This is a genomic window from Promicromonospora panici, assembly GCF_900608595.1.
Taxonomy (GTDB): domain Bacteria; phylum Actinomycetota; class Actinomycetes; order Actinomycetales; family Cellulomonadaceae; genus Promicromonospora; species Promicromonospora panici.
Genome location: NZ_UWYY01000002.1, coordinates 221,076 through 238,122 on the forward strand (window position 1 = coordinate 221,076; position 17,047 = coordinate 238,122).

The window sequence follows — 17,047 nt, forward strand, 5'->3', positions numbered from 1 at the left end:
CGGATCGCCTGGGAAGCACCCCGAACGTTAGCCACGCCGGACCGACTCTCTGACCAGGGAAGCGGGTGATTTTGGGGCGAACACCACGCCCGGCCGGGGCCTGAGCACGACGACGGGCGGGGTAACGCTGACGTAGCAGTGCTACCTCAGCGTTACCCCGCCCGGGGAGTAGCGCTTGCCTGCCGCTCCGGCGTCGGCTACGCCTCGACGATCACCGGCACGATCATCGGCTTGCGGCGCAGCCGCGTCGCCACGTACCGGCCGACGGTGCGCCGCATGATCTGCTGCAGCTGGTGCGTATCGGTCGCGCCGCCGGCGATGGCATTCTCGAGCGCCGCGGCGACCTCCGGCATGACCTTGTCGAACACCGAGGCGTCCTCGGCCATACCGCGGGCGAGCACCTGCGGCGGCGCGAGGACCTTGCCGGTGGCGGTGTCGATGACCGCGAAGACGGACACGAAGCCCTCCTCGCCCAGGATCACGCGGTCCTTGAGCTCGGCGTCGGTGATCTCGCCGACCGACGAGCCGTCGACGTACACGTACCCGCACGGCACGGCGCCGACCACGGAGGCCTTGCCGTCGACGAGGTCGACGACCACGCCGTCCTCGGCGAGCACGACCCGGTCGGCCGGCACGCCGGTCTTGACCGCGATCGCGCCGTTGGCCACGAGGTGGCGCACCTCGCCGTGCACCGGCATGACGTTCTTGGGCTTGAGGATGTTGTAGCAGTACATGAGCTCGCCGGCCGAGGCGTGCCCGGAGACGTGCACCTTCGCGTTACCACCGTGCACGACGCGCGCACCGAGCCGCGTGAGCCCGTTGATGATGCGGAACACGGCGTTCTCGTTGCCCGGGATGAGCGACGAGGCCAGGATCACGGTGTCGCCGAACTCGACCTGGACCTTGTGGTCGCCGTTGGCCATGCGCGAGAGCGCCGCCATCGGTTCGCCCTGGGAGCCGGTGGACATGTAGACGATCCGGTCGTCGGGCAGCGAGTCGGCCTTCTTCAGGTCGATCAGCACGCCCGGCGGAACGTCGAGGTAGCCGAGGTCGGCGGCGATGCCCATGTTGCGCACCATGGAGCGCCCCACCAGGGCGACCCGCCGGCCGTGGGTGTGCGCGGCGTTCAGCACCTGCTGCACGCGGTGCACGTGCGAGGAGAACGACGCGACGATGATCCGCTTCTCGGCACGGGCGAACACGTCGTCCAGGACCGGGCCGATCTCGGCCTCCGGCGTCACGAAGCCCGGCACCTCGGCGTTGGTGGAGTCCACCATGAAGAGGTCCACGCCCTTCTCGCCGAGGCGGGCGAAGGCGCGCAGGTCCGTGATGCGGCCGTCGAGCGGCAGCTGGTCCATCTTGAAGTCGCCCGTGTGCAGCACGGTGCCGGCCGCGGTGGTGACCGCCACGGCGAGCGCGTCCGGGATGGAGTGGTTGACGGCGACGAACTCGCAGTCGAAGACGCCGAGCTTCTCGCGCTGCCCTTCCTTCACCTCGAGGGTGTAGGGCTTGATGCGGTGCTCCTTGAGCTTCGCCTCGATGAACGCGAGCGTCAGGCGGGAGCCCACCAGCGGGATGTCCTTGCGGAGCCGCAGCAGGTACGGCACGGCTCCGATGTGGTCCTCGTGGCCGTGCGTCAGCACGATCGCCTCGATGTCGTCGAGACGGTCCTTGATGTAGTCGAAGTCCGGCAGGATCAGGTCCACGCCGGGCTGGTTGTCCTCGGGGAACAACACGCCGCAGTCGATGACGAGCAGCTTTCCGGCATGCTCCAGGACCGCCATGTTGCGTCCCACCTCGCCCAGGCCGCCGAGGGCGACGACACGCAGACCGCCGTCAGGCAGTGCGGGGGGCAGGGACAGTTCAGGGTGAGGATGACTCACGTGGCCTCCAAGGCCTCGTTCCAACAGAAAAGTTTCAGTGCCCGACGGCGGTGCTCGCCTCCGCGAGCTCGCCGGCCTCGGGCTGGTGTGCGGCGCCGCCGTCGTGCAGCAGGCCGGCGTCGGCCAGTACCGCGCGCAGGGCAGCCACCTCGTCGTCCGTAGCGGCGACGTTCGGCAGACGCAGGAACCGGTTGTCCGTGACGCCGAGGATCTCGACCGCCGCCTTGGCCATGACGGCCTGGGCGCCGGCGCCGTTGAGAGCGTCGATGACACCTGTGGTGGTGCGGAAGACCTCGACCGCTCCGGCGATGTCGCCGGCGTCGAACCGGCGGACCGTCTCCGCGAAGTGTGCACCGACCACGTGGGCCGACACGGACACGATACCCGCACCGCCGACGCTGAGGAACGGCAGCAGCAGGCCGTCGTCGCCCGAGTACCAGGCCAGGCCCGTCTCGACGATCAGCTTGGTGGCGGCGTAGACGTCGCCGGTGGCGTCCTTGTTCGCGATGATCCGCGGGTGCTCCGCCAGGCGCCGGTAGGTCTCGGGCGCGATGCGCACCGCGGTCCGGCCGGGCACGTCGTACAGCATGACGGGCAGGTCGGTCGCGTCCGCGACGGCCGTGAAGTGCTGGTACAGGCCCTCCTGGCTGGGCCGGGAGTAGTACGGGGAGACGACGAGCAGGCCGTCCGCGCCGGCCTCCGCCGCCTGCTCGGCCATGCGGATCGCGTGCACGGTGTCGTTCGAGCCGGCGCCGGCCACGACGGCCGCGCGGTTCCCGACGGCCTCGACGACCGCGGCGACGAGCTCTTCCTTCTCGGGCGTGTGCGTGACCGGCGACTCGCCGGTGGTGCCGGACAGGACGAGGCCGTCGTTGCCGTCGTCGACCAGCTTCTTCGCCAGCTTCACCGCTGCCTTCAGGTCCACGGCGCCGTCGGGCGTCATCGGGGTGACCATCGCGGTCAGGACCGCGCCGAACGGGCGCGCAGTGTCAGCGGGGAGAACCATAGGCATACCGTACCGTTTACCGCCCGATCACCGGGCTTGAGCCCGCCGGGTCAGCGCTCGACGCTCACGGTCGCGATGTCCCTACGCTCGTCCCTCGCTCCGGGTCACCGCTCGACCAGGACGCCGTCCTCGTCGGCGTAGACCATGGCACCCGGCCGGAACACGACGCCGCCGATCTCGACGGTCTCGTCCAGAGCCCCGGCCCCGGCCTTTGACGACTTTCGCGGGTTCGTGCCCAGCGCCTTCACGCCGAGCCGCAGCCCGCCGATCGCCACCGAGTCGCGGATCGCGCCGTGCACGATCGCGCCGGCCCAGCCGTTCTCGACGGCGGCCGCCGCTATGAGGTCGCCCATCAGGGCACTGCGCAGCGAGCCGCCGCCGTCGACCACGAGCACCGCGCCGTCGCCCGGGGTCTGCGTCACCGCCTTGACCAGACCGTTGTCCTCGTGGCACCGCACCGTCCGCACCGGACCGGAGAACGCCCGTACCCCGCCGAAGTCGCGCAGCTGCACCGGGAGGGAGGCCAGCGCCTCACCGTGCTCGTCGTACAGGTCGGCCGTCGCGGTCATGTGGTCCCCTCGTCGTGCAGCGTCCGGCAGACGATACCCGGTCGCGACCGGCCGGCTCCGCACCGCCCGGCCGCGCCGCCGCCCCCGCGCGCAGGTTGCGCGGGAGTGGATACTCGAAAGATGACGGCGACGACGCTCTCCCCCGCCTTCGTGGCGCACCTGCCCACCGGCCTCCTCGTCGACGGGCACTGGGGTCCCGCGGCGGGCGGCGCCACGTTCGAGGTCACCGACCCGGCGACGGCCGAGCCCATCTTCGACGTCTCCGACGCCACACCCGCCGACGCCGTGCGGGCGCTCGACGCCGCGCACGCCGCCGCCCCCGCCTGGCGTGCCGTACCGCCGCGCGAACGCTCCGAGCTGCTGCGCGCCGTCTTCGAGCGGCTCGTCTCCCGCACCGACGACATCGCGGCGCTGATCACCGCCGAAGCCGGCAAGACCCTGGCCGAGGCACGCGCCGAGGTCGTCTACGGCGCCGAGTTCCTGCGCTGGTTCGCCGAGCAGGCGGTGCGCGCCGACGGCCTGGTGCGCACGGCGCCGTCGGGCGCCAACAAGCAGTACGTGAGCCGCCGGCCCGTGGGGCCGTCCCTGCTGATCACGCCCTGGAACTTCCCCATCGCGATGGCGACCCGCAAGATCGCACCGGCGCTCGCCGCCGGGTGCACGGTGGTGATCAAGCCCGCCTCGCTGACGCCGATGACGACGCTCCTGGTCGCGGAGATCATCCGCTCCGAGGCGGAGTCGCGCGGTCTTCCCACCGGCATCGTCAACGTGGTCCCGACCTCGCAGTCCGGGCCGGTCACCGAGCCGCTGTTCGAGGACCCGCGGCTGCGCAAGGTCTCGTTCACCGGCTCCACGCGGGTGGGCCAGGTCCTCCTCGCCCAGGCCTCGAAGAACGTGCTGCGCAGCTCCATGGAGCTGGGCGGCAACGCGCCGTTCGTCGTGTTCGAGGACGCCGACCTCGACGCCGCCGTCGAGGGTGCGCTGGTCGCGAAGCTGCGCAACTCGGGCCAGTCCTGCGTCGCGGCCAACCGCTTCCTCGTGCACGACGCCGTCGCGCGCGACTTCGCGGAGAAGTTCGCCGCCGCGGTAGGCGCCAAGGTGACCGGGCCGGGCACACGGCCGGGCGCCGAGGTGGGCCCCCTGATCAGCGAGTCGGCGGTGGAGAAGGTGACCGGCCTGGTGGACGACGCCGTCGCGCACGGCGCGCAGGTGCTCACCGGTGGCGCCCGCCTCGATCGCCCGGGCCACTTCTTCGAGCCGACGGTGCTTACCGGCGTCAGCGGCGACGCGCGGATCGTCACCGAGGAGATCTTCGGTCCGGTCGCCCCGATAGTGGTCTTCGGGTCCGACGACGAGGCGTACGAGCTGGCCAACGGCACCCCGTTCGGCCTGGCCGCCTACGCGTACACGACGTCGCTGGCCCGGGCGCAGCGCGCCATGGAGGAGATCGAGGCCGGGATGATCGGCATCAACCGCGGCCTGGTGTCCGACGCGAGCGCGCCCTTCGGCGGCGTCAAGGCCTCCGGTCTGGGCCGCGAGGGCGGCGAGGAGGGCATGGAGGAGTACCAGGAGACGGTGTACGTGGCGATGTGACGGCGCGGTGAGGGCGCCGTCCGGCGAGCGGGCAGGTTGCCGACCTGGGCCGGCGACGTCGTAGCCTCACGACGTGAATGTCCTCCCTCGCAACCCGGCGGCCCGCGCCGCCGTCCGCCAGGGCGTGAGCGTGTCGGTGGCGACGGGCCTGTACGGTGTCTCGTTCGGCGCTTTGTCGGTGGCCGCAGGTGTGGGCCTGGGCCCGACGATGGCCCTGAGCCTGCTCATGTTCTCCGGCGGCTCGCAGTTCGCCCTGATCGGTGTCATCGGTGCGGCCGGGACACCCGTCGCGGCGATCGCCACCGCGACCCTGCTCGGCCTGCGCAACACCCTGTACGGCGCGGTGGTCTCGCCGCTGCTCCAGGTGCGCGGCTGGCGCCGCATCGCGGCCGCACAGGTCACCATCGACGAGTCGACGGCGGTCGCCGTCGCCCAGCCCGAACCGGCCGCGTCGCGGATCGGGTTCTGGGTCACCGGCATCGGCGTCTACGTCCTCTGGAACGCGTTCGTGCTGCTCGGGGCTCTCGCGGGTGATGCGCTCGGCGACCCGCGCGCCTGGGGGCTCGACGCCGCGGCGGCCGCAGCGTTCCTCGCCCTCGTCTGGCCGCGCCTCGCGCCGCGGCGCGCCCAGCTCGTCGCCGGGCTCGCCGTCGCGGCCACCGCCGTGCTGATCCCGTTCGTCCCGCCGGGCATCCCGGTGCTCGCCGCGGCCGCCGTCGCGATCGTCGTGGGACTGGTCGCGCCGGCCGTGCCTGATGACGCGCCGGCCTCCCCCCACGCCGCCGCGGCCGACCAACCTGAGAACGAGACCGACCGGGAGTCCGTCCGATGACCACCACCGCCCTCTGGGCCACCGTGCTGGCGGCATCGCTGGCCTGCTTCGCGCTCAAGCTCGGCGGGCACCTGATCCCCCGGAGCTGGCTGGCCTCCGAGCGCGTCTCGCGGGTCACCACGCTCGTCACCGTGGCGCTGCTGGTCTCCCTCGTCGTGGTCCAGGGCTTCGCCGACGGCCGCACCCTGACCGTGGACGCGCGGGTACCCGCCCTGGCGGTCGCGGCGCTCGCCCTGGCGCTGCGCGCGCCGTTCATCCTGGTCGTCGTGCTGGCGGCGGCCACGGCCGCGGGCCTGCGCGCGGCGGGCTGGGGCTGACGCCCTGGGAGCGGCTGCTGTGGTCGGGCCGGCATCTGCCGGCTGCTGGTCAGCCTCGACCCGCCAGCGGCGGTTAGGGTGGCTTGGTGGCCCTGTTTCGTGAGACCGCCGACGTTTCCGTCCGCCCCGCCGTCGCCGGCGACGAGTCCGCCGTGACCGACGTGCAGGTCGCCTCCTGGCGTGCCGCCGGGGTGCTGGGCGAGGGGGTCGTCGACGCGCTCGACGTCCCCGCGATGCGTGCGCGCTGGTCGTCCGCGATCAACTCTCCGCCCGGCCCGGGTTTCGCGGTGTTCGTCGCGCTCGACGGGCCGGACGTCGTCGGGTTCGCCGCCGTCTCTCCCGGCCAGGTGCTGTCGCTCGAGGTCCTGCCCGAGGCGCAGCGCGCCGGGCACGGGTCGCGGCTCCTGGCGGCCGCCGTCGACCGCCTCCGCGCGGACGGCGCCGAGACCGTCAGCACCTGGGCTCTGGTCGACGACAAGGCGCGCGCCAACTTCCTGGAGGCCAGCGGGCTCGGCGAGGACGGCCGCAGCCGCACGCTCGCCACGGGCGTCCGCGAGGTCGTCGAGCACCGCTGGTCCGCCGAGATCTGACCCGGCGCCAGCCGGCGAGCCGCCGTGTTCGCCACGCGAACCCCAGGGTTCACGCCCGCGTGACAGTCCCGTGACACGGTCTTGCGACCATCGGCGTCATGGGGATACGCACGGAGTACTTCGCCGCACCTACCGACGAGGTGGCGGCGACAGCGCTCCACACGCCTGGCGGGCCGTCCGAGCCCGACCAGAGCACCGACCTGCCGCGGTTCGATGCCGTCGAGGTGCCGTCGGTGGACCCGTTCGTCATGCTCGGCGGGCTCGCGGGGGTCATGTCCGGCCGCCCGTACGGTGAGGTCACCGCGCACCCGCGGCACGGCAACCTCATCGGCAGCGGGGGTGACGAGGGCCCCTGGATCGTGACGGTCTCGCAGACCCTCGCCGACGAGCTCGCCTCCGCCGGTCCCACGCGCCTGGCCCGGGCGGCCCGCGAGTGGTCGGACGCCGCACCGCCCGCCACGCCGCCCCGGAACCTTGCCGCAGCCCTGCTGCCGCTCGCGGCGCTCGCCGCCCGGGCGGCCGACGAGGGGCACCGGCTGTACTGCTGGACCAGTCTCACCGACTGATCACTCTCGACTGATCGCTCTCGGCGGGGGCCACGGAGGTGCTTCACTTGCCCCGTGAACCGCCCCCGTAACCCGCTCTGGCGGACCCTTGTCGAGCTCCGCGGCAACCCCCGCGCCTGCGTGTTCACCGAGCCGCTGTGGGGGCTGTCCATGGCCCTGGTGCTGCCGTATGCGTCGGTGTTCATGCTGGCGCTGGGCCTGCACGACGAACAGATCGGCTTCCTCGCGACCGTCGCCATGCTCTCCCAGGTCGCCTTCGGGCTGGCCGGCGGGATCATCACCGACCGGCTCGGCCGGCGCGCCACGACAGCGTGGTTCGACGTGATCGCCTGGGTGATCCCGTGCGTGCTGTGGGCGTTCGCGGAGAACTTCTGGTTCTTCCTGGCGGCGTCGCTCGTGAACGGCGCACTGCAGGTCACGCAGAACTCGTGGGACTGCCTCATGGTCGAGGACGCCGAGCGGGGCCAGATCACCCGGATCTACTCGCTGGTCAAGGTCGCGTCCGACTGCTCCGCCCTGTTCGCGCCGCTGGCCGCGGTTCTGGTCGCCCAGCTCGGGCTCGAGCCCGCGGTCCGCATCCTGTACGTCAACGCGGCGGTCGTGATGACCGCGAAGATCGTCTGGCTCTACCTGTGGTCACGGGAGACCCGCCAGGGACGCGTCCGCATGGCCGCCACGCGCGGGCAGAGCGTGTGGCGCCTGCTGGCCGGGTATCGCGGCGCGGTCGGGCTGCTGCTGCGCTCGCGCGGTTCGCTCCTCGCGCTGGCCGTGGCCGCGCTGACCGCAGCAGTCACGCTCGTCAACGGCACGTTCTGGCAGGTGGTGGCCAGCCAGCACCTGCACGTGCCGGACGCGCTGCTGCCCTTCTTCCCGATGGTCCGCTCGGTGCTGTCGGTGGTGTTCTTCTTCACGCTGATCCCGCTGCTGACCACCGCCGTTGACCTCAGGCGCGCGACGCTGTGGGGGTTCGGGGTCCATCTTGCCGGGCAGGTCGTGCTGGTCGCGATCCCCGCGTCCGACGGCGGCGCGACGGTGTCGACGTACGTGTTCCTCGGACTGTGCCTGCTGCTGGACAGCTTCGGGGCGGGCATGCTGTTCATGCTCTCGGAGTCGCTCGTCGCGCTGCACGTGGACCCGGCCGAGCGCTCGCGCGTGATGGCGCTCCAGCGCACGTGCATCATGCTCGCCGCGGCGCCGTTCGGCTGGATCTCCGGCTGGCTGTCCGGGATCGACCGTACCTACCCGTTCATGCTCACGTCCGTGCTGCTGATCGTCGGGCTCGTGCTGGTGATGGTGCGCTGGGTGCCGACGCACCCGGACGCGGAGACCTCCCTGACGTCCGACCCCGCCTGACGCACGGAGCGCTCCCGCGGCGACGGTGACCAGGACGACCGCCCCGCCCGCGACCAGGGCGCCGCGCACGCCGAGGAGCTCCATCATGAGGCCGAGCAGCGGCGGACCGGCCAGGCCCCAGGCCGTGCTCGCGCTGCGCCAGACGCCCAGGACGCGGCCGCGCATGGCGGCCGGCGGGTCGGTCTGCAGCACCGTCGCTCCCGCGGTGTCCGACAGCGACTCCACCACCGCCATGGGCGCCACGACGACCAGCAGCAGGGCGAACGTCGGCGACAGGCCGGCGAGCACCTGGAGCAGCGCCCCGGCCGCGGCGAGCAGCGCCACGACCCGCACGGTCGGCCGGCGGAGCCGGCCGGCGAGGAACGCGCCGACGATCCCGCCGACGGCCAGCACCGCGGCCACGGTGGCGAAGTCCCGTGTCGTCCCGGCGAGGGCACCCGTGACGAGCACGGCGAGGGTCAGCGAGTAGTTGCGCCCGAAGACGGCGCTGACCGCGGTCACCGCCAGGAGGGCGACGAGGCGCGGGCGGCTGAAGAAGTACCGGACGCCGTCGCGCGAGCCGGTCCGCGGCGCGGCCGGTTCGACGGGTTCGGGCGGGAGCGTTGCCGGTGCCGGCTCCACGGCCTCCAGCGGCCGGGCCTCGCCGAGGGGCCGGGGGTACAGCCGCAGGAACGGCACGAGCGCGGCGACCGCCAGGAACGAGGCACCGTTGGCCAGGTAGGCGGCGGCAGGTCCCGTGAGCGCGATCAGCCCGCCCGCGAGGCCGACGCCCGCCAGCCGGCCCACGCTGTGCGTCACGGAGCCCAGGCCGATGGCGGACGGCACGTCGCCGGGCGCGACGAGGTCGTTGCCCAGCAGCGAGGTCGCAGGACCGTCCACCGCCGCGACGAGGCCCGTGATCGCCGAGAGCGCCAGCAGGAGCGGCAGGTTGAGGACGTCCAGGCCGACGAGCACCGCGGTCGCGAGGGCTACGGCGCCGAGCACCGCCTGGCTCGCCGCGACCACGGCCTTGCGGGGCCACCGGTCCACGACGGCACCGCCCGCCACGCCGAAGAGGAGGCCCGGCGCGGCCTGGACGGCCAGCGAGAGCCCTGTCGCCGCCGGGGAGCCCGTGATCTGCAGGACGAGCAGGTTCTGGACGGTCATCTGCATCCACGTCCCGGCGCTGGAGACGAGGTTCGCGCCGGTCCACCAGCGCATCGCGGGGTGGCGCAGCGCCCGCCACGGGGAACGGCCGGAGCTGGTCGAGGTTGGTACGGAATAAATGTTCTGCGCACGCGGGCGCGCGCGGAGGAAGGCAGGGAGAAGCACAGCAACTTTCAGGCAGGAGGACGCCGCGCAGCCGGTACCGCTGATCGCAGCGGCGACAATTCAAACAACCGGCTCGGGGTGCGCTCTACCTCCGGCGGCCGATCGTGAGCAAGGTCGCAGGTGACCGCCGTCTCTGCTGCTCACCGCGCCCGGAGGCCCTCAGAGCCCGGGCTCGTAGCGCACGTACCCGGCGCGCAGCACGACGACGGGATCGCGGCCCCGGTCGGTGTCGTCGTCCGCCCCCGGCACCCGCGCGACGTCGGGCCAGTGCACGAGGAACGTGCCACGGTGCAGCCACCGCAGCAGCGGGGCGACCGGCCACGGGTGCCGCACGTCCGACCGCTCGAAGCCCAGGAACGAGGTCCGGGTGCGCGGGGACACCACCAGCCCGTGCAGGCGCGCGCCGGCGAGATACGTGCTGGGCCGCCCGTCGAGCACGAAGCGGAGGTCAACCACCCAGCCGAGGTGCGCCCCGGCGTCGTCGTGCACCGGGGTGTCGAGCAGGTCAGAGGCGATCATCGCGAGCTCCTCATCCCGATCCCTCCGGGTCGTGCGTGCCGCCGGGGATCCGCCCGACGACGTGGTCGCGGGTCCACCGTTCGAGCCAGGTCGCGTCAAGACCGGCGCTCCGGACGCTGAGGTGCACCACCGTGCCGACGTCCGACACGTGCGCCCACGGGAGGCGGTACCAGCGGGACGCGGGCGGGCGCCCCCCGAACACCCGGGTGCCGAGCACCGGGCCGGTGAGCAGCGCGGAGATCACGACCGGGACGCTGCCGTCGATCCGTCCGTCCTCGGCTGGCACGCGGTCGGCCGGCTCCCCGCCGGCGACCTCGAGCTCGAGGTCGTCGAGCGTGCACACCGGCAGGTCGTCGATGTCGAGCACCTGGCGGTCCAGCAGGTGCAGCCGCGCGTCCAGGATCCGTCCCGGCTGCTGGGGCTCGGGCTCGCGGGACAGATCCCGCGGGCCGGTCCGGGTGCGCCTCATCCGCCCGCCTCCGTCGCGATCATCAGGGGTATCGCGGCCAGCGCGGCCACGACGAGGACGAAGAGGTAGACCGTGCCCAGCACGTTCATGGCCCGCCCGTTGACGTGCTCGCCCATGTACTCGGGGTCGTTCGCGACGACCAGGATCGGCAGGTACGTCAGCGGCAGCGCCACGGCGGAGAAGACCACCGAGTACTCGGTGACGGCGATCGGGTCGACGTTGGTCATCAGGACGCCGATCGCGACCACGAGCGCCAGGATCATCGCCAGGTGGAACCGCGGGGCCGCGGCGGGGCGTCGGAACTTGCCCCATGACCAGCCCAGGTACTGCGAGAGCGTGTACCCGGTGGACAGCGCGGTCTCCAGCGCCGCACCGAACGTGGCGGCCACCAGGCCGACGATCACCACGGCGACGAGCAGGGTCCCGCCCGCCTGCGCGACCGGCAGCGTGAGCTGGGACATCGAGTCGACCTGGATACCCGCGGGCAGCAGCACGAGGGCCGCACACGCGGCGATGGCGACCGACAGCAGGCCGCCGAGCGGGAACCCCACCAGCACGTTCAGGCGGGACGTCGCGAGGTCCCGCACCGTCCAGCGGTCCTCGACGCCGCCGGACGAGAAGAAGAAGACCTCGTAGGGCGTCATCGCCGCGCCGAACAGCGCGATGGCGAAGTACCAGTACACGGCGGCGCTCTCCTGCGCCGGCACCTGCGGGACGAGCTGTGCGCCGAGGTCGCCCCAGTCGGGCCCGAGCAGGAACACGGCAACCGCGAACCCGACGAGCGCCAGGCCCAGCAGCCCGGTGACGTTCTCCATCACGTCGAACTTCACGCGCCACAGGACGAGCCACACCGCCAGCGCCGCGACCGGGACCCAGAGCCGGTGGTCCACGCTGCTCGCGAGCTGGAGGGCCAGCGCGATGCCGCCAACCTCGGCGATGAGGGTCAGCACGGTGACGGCCAGGCTGGCCACCAGGTTCAGCCCGGCGGTGCGCGGGCCGAGGCGCTCCCGGATGATCTCGAACGTCGCGCGCCCGGACACCGCGGCGACCTTGCCGGACATGTGCGCGAACACGCAGATGCCGACCACGCCCACGCCGACCACCCAGGCCAGGGAGAGCCCGAACCGGGAGCCCACCACGGCGTTGGTGACCAGGTCTCCGGCGTCGAGGAACCCGCCGATCGCGGTGAGGATGCCCAGGGCGACGGTCAGCAGGCGACTCTTCATGGCGTCGCCCGTTCGGCGCGGGCCGCGGTCTGCGCCCGCTCCCGCTCGACCACTCCGCTCGCGTCGTCGAGCCCGCCGGCGGCGTCCTCGAGGGCCCGCAGGACGCCGTCGGCGGGCGACATCGGCCGGCCCAGCCACGTGCGTGCCGCCGCGACCGGGCCGACGGCGCCCGAGGCGGCGTCCAGCGCGTCGTCCCGCACCCGCCCCGCGCCGTCGGCGGCGATGACCAGGGTCCCGATGCCGTGCACGGCACCCGTGGCGGTCTCGACCGCGTCCCCGACCGCCACGTCCGCGGTCACGGCCGGCAGGCGCCCGGCGGCACGTTCCCGCACGGCGAGCTCCGCCGTCGCGACCGCCGAGCTCGCGTCGTCGAGGTGGTCGGACACGCTGCCGAGCGCGCCCGCGTCGTCCGACCGCGTAGCGGCGGGTCCGCACGCCGCAACCGTCCCGCCCAGGCCCAGGACCAGCACCGCCAGCACGCACCACCGGGCGGGCTGGCGGTACCGGCGGTTCGTCACCGTGGAATGGTCACCCGGATCGGCGGCGCTCGCATGCCGGACCAGCCTGCGTCGACCCTTGCCAGGGCCACGAGGCGAGCGGCCCGGACCCTGCCTATCGTCGAGACGACGACGCGGGAAGGAGCAACCCATGCACATCGGGTACACCCTCATGACCGAGCAGAGCGGGCCGCGGGAGCTGCTGCGGTACGCCGTGGCGGCCGAGGACGCCGGCTTCGACTTCGAGCTCTCCAGCGACCACTTCTCGCCCTGGCTCTCCGAACAGGGGCACGCGCCCAACGCGTGGGTGCTCCTGGGTGCGGTGGCTCAGGCGACCAGCCGGGTCGAGCTCATGACCTTCGTGACCTGCCCGACCATGCGGTACCACCCGGCGGTGGTCGCCCAGCAGGCGGCGACGCTCCAGCTCCTGGCCGACGGGCGCTTCACCCTGGGGCTGGGCGCCGGCGAGAACCTCAACGAGCACGTGATCGGCGAGGGCTGGCCCAGCATCGCGGTGCGGCACGACATGCTCGAGGAGGCCGCCCACATCATCCGGGAGCTCCTCACGGGCGAGCTGGTCACCTGGGAGGGCCAGCACTTCCGCGTCGACTCGGCGCGCCTCTGGGACGTCCCCGACGCCGGGGTGCAACTGGGCGTCGCCCTGTCCGGCAAGCAGGGGATCGAGCGGTTCGCCCCGCTCGCCGACCACCTGGTCCAGGCGATGCCCGACGCCGGAGTGGTGCAGGGCTGGAACGACAAGCACCCCGGCGGCTCGCGTGTGTTCGGGCAGGTGCCGATCTGCTGGGACCCGGACGAGCAGAAGGCGATCGAGCGCGCCCACTCCGAGTTCCGCTGGTTCGGGGGCGGGTGGTCGGTGAACGCCGACCTGCCGACGCCGGCCGGGTTCGCCGGAGCGTCGCGGTTCGTGCGCCCGGACGACGTCGCGTCGTCGATCGCGTGCGGGCCGGACCTGGACAAGCTGGCCGAGAGCGCCCGGCCGTTCCTGGACGCGGGATTCACCGACCTCGCGATCGTGCAGGTGGGCGACCACAACCAGGACCGGTTCCTCGCCGAGGCGGCTGGGCCGCTGGTGGAGCGGCTGCGGGCGCTCTAGGGTGCCGGGTCGAGGCGGCCGGGATGATCTTGACGGCCCGCCGCACGGCGTCGTCCATCACGCGGCATCGGCCGAGGTCAGGAAGAGCACGAGCTGCGAGAGCTCGGCCGGCTCCCCCAGCCGCGGCACTGCGAACGGCTCGGGCGAGTAGAAGTCCGCGATGAGGCGCTCGCCCTCGGCGACCGGGGAGTTGATCAGCGGCGTGGAGACCACGCCGGGGTGCAACGAGTTGACCCGGATCCCGTCGCGGCCCAGCTCCAGCGCGGCCGACCGGGCCAGGCCGCGCACCGCCCACTTGCTGGCCGTGTAGGCCGAGTAGTACGCCGTGCCGACGTTGCCCATGGTCGAGCAGATGTTGACGACGGCGCCCCCGCCGCCCCTCCGCATGGACGGCGTCACGGCGCGGATGCCCAGGAACGGTCCGGTCACGTTGACCCACTGAGGCCGAGACGGCCCGCGCCGTCGGCGACGCGGTCGCTACGATGGTCGCGCGGTACGGCGCCCGCTAACCTCCGTCGCCCCCTGCCGCGGGCTTGGCGCGGTAGAACCCGGCGGCCTTGCGCAGCGCCTCGCGGGCCCGACGGCGGTCGCCCGCGGCGTCGTACGCGAACGCCAGGTGGTACCAGGCGCGCCAGTCGTCTGGCGCGGCCTCGACGGCCGCACGGCGCGGCTCGAACGCCTCGTCCGCCGCGGCGCGGTCGATGCGCCCACCGGGCGAGCGCGGCAGGTCGTCCACGGGGAGGTCACCCTCGGCGAACAGCGTGTCCGCCATCCGCTGCACCGTCGCGGCCAGCCAGTACTCCCGCGCGATCAGCCCGATGACCAGCAGCGGGATGATGAGCACGCCCAGGCCGATGGCGATCAGCACCGGCTCGCCGGTACCCACCATCGAGACGCCGCGCCCCGCTATCTGCCACACGTACAGCACCAGCAGGGCGGTCACGGCCAGCGCGCCCGGCAGCCCCTTGGGCAGCTTCCGGCCCGGTCGGTCGGCGCCGTCGGCCCGGTGCTCGCTCACGACAGGTCCAGCACGTGCTCGAGGCCGACCGTCAGCCCCGGGCGCGACACCACGGAGCGGATCGCGAGCAGCACCCCCGGCATGAAGGAGGCCCGGTCGAACGAGTCCTGGCGAATCACGAGCTGCTCCCCCTCGTTGCCGAAGAGGATCTCCTCGTGCGCCACGAGCCCGCGCAGTCGCACGGCATGCACCCGCACGCCGTCGACGTCGGCCCCGCGCGCCTCCCAGCCCGCCTCGGTCGCGTCGGGCGAGGGCCCGAGACCGGCCTCGGCGCGGGCCGTGGCGATGGCCTCCGCGGTGTGCCGCGCGGTGCCGGACGGCGCGTCGACCTTGTTCGGGTGGTGCAGCTCGATGACCTCCGCCGACTCGAAGTAGCGCGCGGCCTTCGCGGCGAACGTCATGGCCAGCACGGCCGAGAGCCCGAAGTTCGGGGCGATGAGCACGCCGAGCGACTCCTGGCTGCCCGTGCCGCGGGGCGAGAGCTCGGCGAGGTGCGCCGCGACGCGGGCGCGCGAGTCGTCGTCCCAGCCGGTGGCGCCGACCACCGCGTGCGCACCGGCGTCGAGCACCGCGTGCACGTTGGCCTCGGTGACGGCCGGGACGGTGAAGTCGACGGCGACGTCGGCGCCGGCGAGGGTCTTTGCGGAGACGGTGTCGCCGCGGCCCAGCCGGGCGACCAGCCGCATGCCGTCGGCGCCCTCGACGGCAGCGCAGGCCTGCGCCCCCATCCGCCCGCCGGCCCCGAGCACGGCCACCTTGATGTCACTCACGATTCCCGCCTTCTTTGTTGTGAGCGTGATCTTTGCGTCTTCAAGTCCGGTTTGGGCGCAACGATCACGCCCACAACCAAGGGTGTCAGGCTTCGAAGGGGCCTACGCGGACTATCGAGCGTGGGCGGGCGGCCAGGTCTTCGGCAAGGGACTGGACGTCCGTCGTCGTGACCGCCTGGATGCGCTCCAGCGACTCGGCCAGCGACAGCAGGTCGCCGTACACGAGCTCGGCCTTGCCGAGGCGGCTCATGCGCGAGCCGGAGTCCTCCAGCCCGAGCACCGTACCGCCGGACAGCTGCCCCACGGAACGCTTCAGCTCGGCCTCGGTGATGCCGTCGTTCGCGAGCTTCTCCAGCTCCTCGACGAGCAGGTCGGTGACCTGGTCCGCCTTGGCGGCCGCGCAGCCCGCGTACAGCCCGAACGTGCCGAGCCCGCCGTGCGCGGAGGCGAACGAGTACGTCGAGTACGCCAGGCCACGCTTCTCGCGGATCTCCTGGAACAGCCGGGACGACATGCCGCCGCCCAGCACCGCGTTCAGCACGGACAGCGCGAAGCGCCGGTCGTCCGTCGCGGAGATACCGGTGGACCCGATGATGATGTTGGCCTGCTCGACGGTCCGCTTGACCGTCCGCTCGGCTCCGGCCTCGGGCACGCCGGCCCGGTCCTCCGTGTCGGCACGACGGTCCCGCGGTGCGGCGGCGGCGTCGAGGCCCCATCCGCCGTCGGACAGCGCCTGCGTGACCTGCTGCACGAGCTTGTCGTGGTCGATCCCGCCCGCGGCCGTGACCACCAGGGTCTCGGGCCGGTAGTTCCAGCGGTAGTGGTCCCAGACGGCGTCGCGCGGGACGGCGTTGATCGTCTCCGGTGTGCCGCCGATCGGGCGGCCCAGGGCGTGGTCGCCCAGGACGAGGGCGGAGAACTGCTCGTGGACGACGTCGGCCGGGTCGTCGTCGTTCATCGCGAGCTCTTCGAGGATCACGCCGCGCTCGGTCTCGAGCTCGTCGGAGTCCAGGCGCGCGGAGGTGACCATGTCGGCGATGACGTCGACCGCCATCGGCAGGTCGGAGTCCAGCACCCGCGCGTAGTAGCAGGTGTGTTCCTTGCCGGTGGCCGCGTTGGCCTCACCGCCGACGGCGTCGAACGCCTCGGCGATGTCCATCGCGGACCGCCGCGAGGTCCCCTTGAAGAGCAGGTGCTCCAGGAAGTGCGTCGAGCCGAAGTGGCCGTCGGTCTCGTCCCGCGAGCCGACGCCGATCCACGCGCCCACCGTCGCCGAGCGCTGGCCCGGCATGTTCTCGGTGAGCACACGGACACCGCCGGGCAGGACGGAGCGACGAATCGTCGCCCCGTCCTGCCCGGCGGTCAGCTCGGCACCGGGCTCGCCCGCGGGAACGAGCGGCAGGTGCCACACCAT

The 17,047-nt window shown here is 73.0% G+C and carries 18 protein-coding genes and 1 pseudogene; 7 read left to right on the forward strand and 12 right to left on the reverse strand.

What is annotated here, in order from left to right; translation table 11 throughout:
* Positions 1-197: 197 nt before the first annotated feature.
* The 3 genes from EW117_RS02835 to rraA form a co-directional block, all read right to left on the reverse strand.
* Positions 198-1,883 carry a ribonuclease J gene (locus EW117_RS02835; protein ID WP_129783450.1) on the reverse strand — a complete coding sequence of 562 codons (1,686 nt, stop codon included), beginning with the start codon at positions 1,881-1,883 and terminating at the stop codon, positions 198-200.
* Between the two features lie 34 nt (positions 1,884-1,917).
* The gene (gene dapA / locus EW117_RS02840; protein ID WP_129783452.1) at positions 1,918-2,889 is read right to left on the reverse strand and encodes a 4-hydroxy-tetrahydrodipicolinate synthase; all 972 of its coding nucleotides are present in this window, start codon (positions 2,887-2,889) and stop codon (positions 1,918-1,920) included.
* A 104-nt stretch (positions 2,890-2,993) separates the two neighbouring features.
* A complete protein-coding gene (gene rraA, locus EW117_RS02845) occupies positions 2,994-3,458 on the reverse strand; it encodes a ribonuclease E activity regulator RraA (protein ID WP_129783454.1) in 465 nt (154 codons plus the stop codon).
* Positions 3,459-3,578: 120 nt separating this feature from the next.
* On the opposite strand from rraA, the gene EW117_RS02850 reads away from it, so the two are divergent.
* From EW117_RS02850 to EW117_RS29605, 6 genes are all read left to right on the forward strand, one after another.
* Complete coding sequence (locus EW117_RS02850; protein ID WP_129783456.1) at positions 3,579-5,051, forward strand: NAD-dependent succinate-semialdehyde dehydrogenase; 1,473 nt, start codon at positions 3,579-3,581, stop codon at positions 5,049-5,051.
* Positions 5,052-5,124: 73 nt separating this feature from the next.
* Positions 5,125-5,883 carry an AzlC family ABC transporter permease gene (locus EW117_RS02855; protein WP_129783458.1) on the forward strand — a complete coding sequence of 253 codons (759 nt, stop codon included), beginning with the start codon at positions 5,125-5,127 and terminating at the stop codon, positions 5,881-5,883.
* Positions 5,880-6,200, forward strand: a complete 321-nt coding sequence (locus EW117_RS02860; protein WP_129783460.1) for an AzlD domain-containing protein — start codon at positions 5,880-5,882, stop codon at positions 6,198-6,200. The genes EW117_RS02855 and EW117_RS02860 overlap by 4 nt, the downstream gene beginning before the upstream one ends.
* Positions 6,201-6,286: 86 nt before the next feature.
* Positions 6,287-6,790 (forward strand): GNAT family N-acetyltransferase, encoded by a 504-nt coding sequence (locus tag EW117_RS02865; RefSeq protein WP_129783462.1) that lies wholly within the window; start codon positions 6,287-6,289, stop codon positions 6,788-6,790.
* A gap of 98 nt (positions 6,791-6,888) precedes the next feature.
* Complete coding sequence (locus EW117_RS02870) at positions 6,889-7,356, forward strand: hypothetical protein (protein WP_129783464.1); 468 nt, start codon at positions 6,889-6,891, stop codon at positions 7,354-7,356.
* 54 nt (positions 7,357-7,410) lie between these two features.
* Positions 7,411-8,709 (forward strand): MFS transporter, encoded by a 1,299-nt coding sequence (locus EW117_RS29605; RefSeq protein ID WP_207211725.1) that lies wholly within the window; start codon positions 7,411-7,413, stop codon positions 8,707-8,709.
* Between the two features lie 72 nt (positions 8,710-8,781).
* Here the strand turns inward: EW117_RS29605 and EW117_RS30725 are convergent.
* The 5 genes and pseudogenes from EW117_RS30725 to EW117_RS02895 all read right to left on the reverse strand — a co-directional run.
* Positions 8,782-9,909: pseudogene (locus EW117_RS30725) on the reverse strand (MFS transporter); the annotation flags it as partial.
* A gap of 270 nt (positions 9,910-10,179) precedes the next feature.
* Positions 10,180-10,539, reverse strand: a complete 360-nt coding sequence (locus EW117_RS02880; RefSeq protein WP_129783466.1) for a PRC-barrel domain containing protein — start codon at positions 10,537-10,539, stop codon at positions 10,180-10,182.
* A gap of 10 nt (positions 10,540-10,549) precedes the next feature.
* Positions 10,550-11,008 carry a hypothetical protein gene (locus tag EW117_RS02885; protein WP_129783468.1) on the reverse strand — a complete coding sequence of 153 codons (459 nt, stop codon included), beginning with the start codon at positions 11,006-11,008 and terminating at the stop codon, positions 10,550-10,552.
* Positions 11,005-12,234, reverse strand: a complete 1,230-nt coding sequence (locus EW117_RS02890; protein WP_129783470.1) for an NRAMP family divalent metal transporter — start codon at positions 12,232-12,234, stop codon at positions 11,005-11,007. Before EW117_RS02890 ends, EW117_RS02885 begins: the two co-directional genes overlap by 4 nt.
* Positions 12,231-12,752, reverse strand: a complete 522-nt coding sequence (locus EW117_RS02895; RefSeq protein WP_129783472.1) for a hypothetical protein — start codon at positions 12,750-12,752, stop codon at positions 12,231-12,233. Before EW117_RS02895 ends, EW117_RS02890 begins: the two co-directional genes overlap by 4 nt.
* A 130-nt stretch (positions 12,753-12,882) precedes the next feature.
* Here EW117_RS02895 and EW117_RS02900 point away from each other — a divergent pair, with 130 nt between their 5' ends.
* The gene (locus EW117_RS02900; protein WP_129783474.1) at positions 12,883-13,845 is read left to right on the forward strand and encodes a TIGR03557 family F420-dependent LLM class oxidoreductase; all 963 of its coding nucleotides are present in this window, start codon (positions 12,883-12,885) and stop codon (positions 13,843-13,845) included.
* A 57-nt stretch (positions 13,846-13,902) separates the two neighbouring features.
* Here the strand turns inward: EW117_RS02900 and EW117_RS02905 are convergent, their stop codons facing one another.
* The 4 genes from EW117_RS02905 to EW117_RS02925 form a co-directional block, all read right to left on the reverse strand.
* Positions 13,903-14,274: an SDR family NAD(P)-dependent oxidoreductase gene (locus tag EW117_RS02905; RefSeq protein WP_242504055.1), complete on the reverse strand. Its 372-nt coding sequence runs from the start codon at positions 14,272-14,274 to the stop codon at positions 13,903-13,905.
* A 76-nt stretch (positions 14,275-14,350) separates the two neighbouring features.
* The gene (locus EW117_RS02915; protein WP_242504056.1) at positions 14,351-14,863 is read right to left on the reverse strand and encodes a hypothetical protein; all 513 of its coding nucleotides are present in this window, start codon (positions 14,861-14,863) and stop codon (positions 14,351-14,353) included.
* A complete protein-coding gene (dapB, locus tag EW117_RS02920; protein WP_129783476.1) occupies positions 14,860-15,633 on the reverse strand; it encodes a 4-hydroxy-tetrahydrodipicolinate reductase in 774 nt (257 codons plus the stop codon). The genes EW117_RS02915 and dapB overlap by 4 nt, the downstream gene beginning before the upstream one ends.
* Before the next feature lie 85 nt (positions 15,634-15,718).
* Entirely contained in the window at positions 15,719-17,047 is a 1,329-nt protein-coding gene (locus EW117_RS02925) for a M16 family metallopeptidase (protein ID WP_129783479.1), read from the reverse strand.

Coding starts and splice junctions, on each gene's coding strand:
- dapA (WP_129783452.1), bottom strand. CDS start 2,889: ATGGTTCTCCCCGCTGACACTGCGCGCCCGTTCGGCGCGGTCCTGACC.
- rraA (WP_129783454.1), bottom strand. CDS start 3,458: ATGACCGCGACGGCCGACCTGTACGACGAGCACGGTGAGGCGCTGGCC.
- EW117_RS02850 (WP_129783456.1), top strand. CDS start 3,579: ATGACGGCGACGACGCTCTCCCCCGCCTTCGTGGCGCACCTGCCCACC.
- EW117_RS02860 (WP_129783460.1), top strand. CDS start 5,880: ATGACCACCACCGCCCTCTGGGCCACCGTGCTGGCGGCATCGCTGGCC.
- EW117_RS02870 (WP_129783464.1), top strand. CDS start 6,889: ATGGGGATACGCACGGAGTACTTCGCCGCACCTACCGACGAGGTGGCG.
- EW117_RS02880 (WP_129783466.1), bottom strand. CDS start 10,539: ATGATCGCCTCTGACCTGCTCGACACCCCGGTGCACGACGACGCCGGG.
- EW117_RS02885 (WP_129783468.1), bottom strand. CDS start 11,008: ATGAGGCGCACCCGGACCGGCCCGCGGGATCTGTCCCGCGAGCCCGAG.
- EW117_RS02890 (WP_129783470.1), bottom strand. CDS start 12,234: ATGAAGAGTCGCCTGCTGACCGTCGCCCTGGGCATCCTCACCGCGATC.
- EW117_RS02900 (WP_129783474.1), top strand. CDS start 12,883: ATGCACATCGGGTACACCCTCATGACCGAGCAGAGCGGGCCGCGGGAG.
- EW117_RS02925 (WP_129783479.1), bottom strand. CDS start 17,047: ATGGTGTGGCACCTGCCGCTCGTTCCCGCGGGCGAGCCCGGTGCCGAG.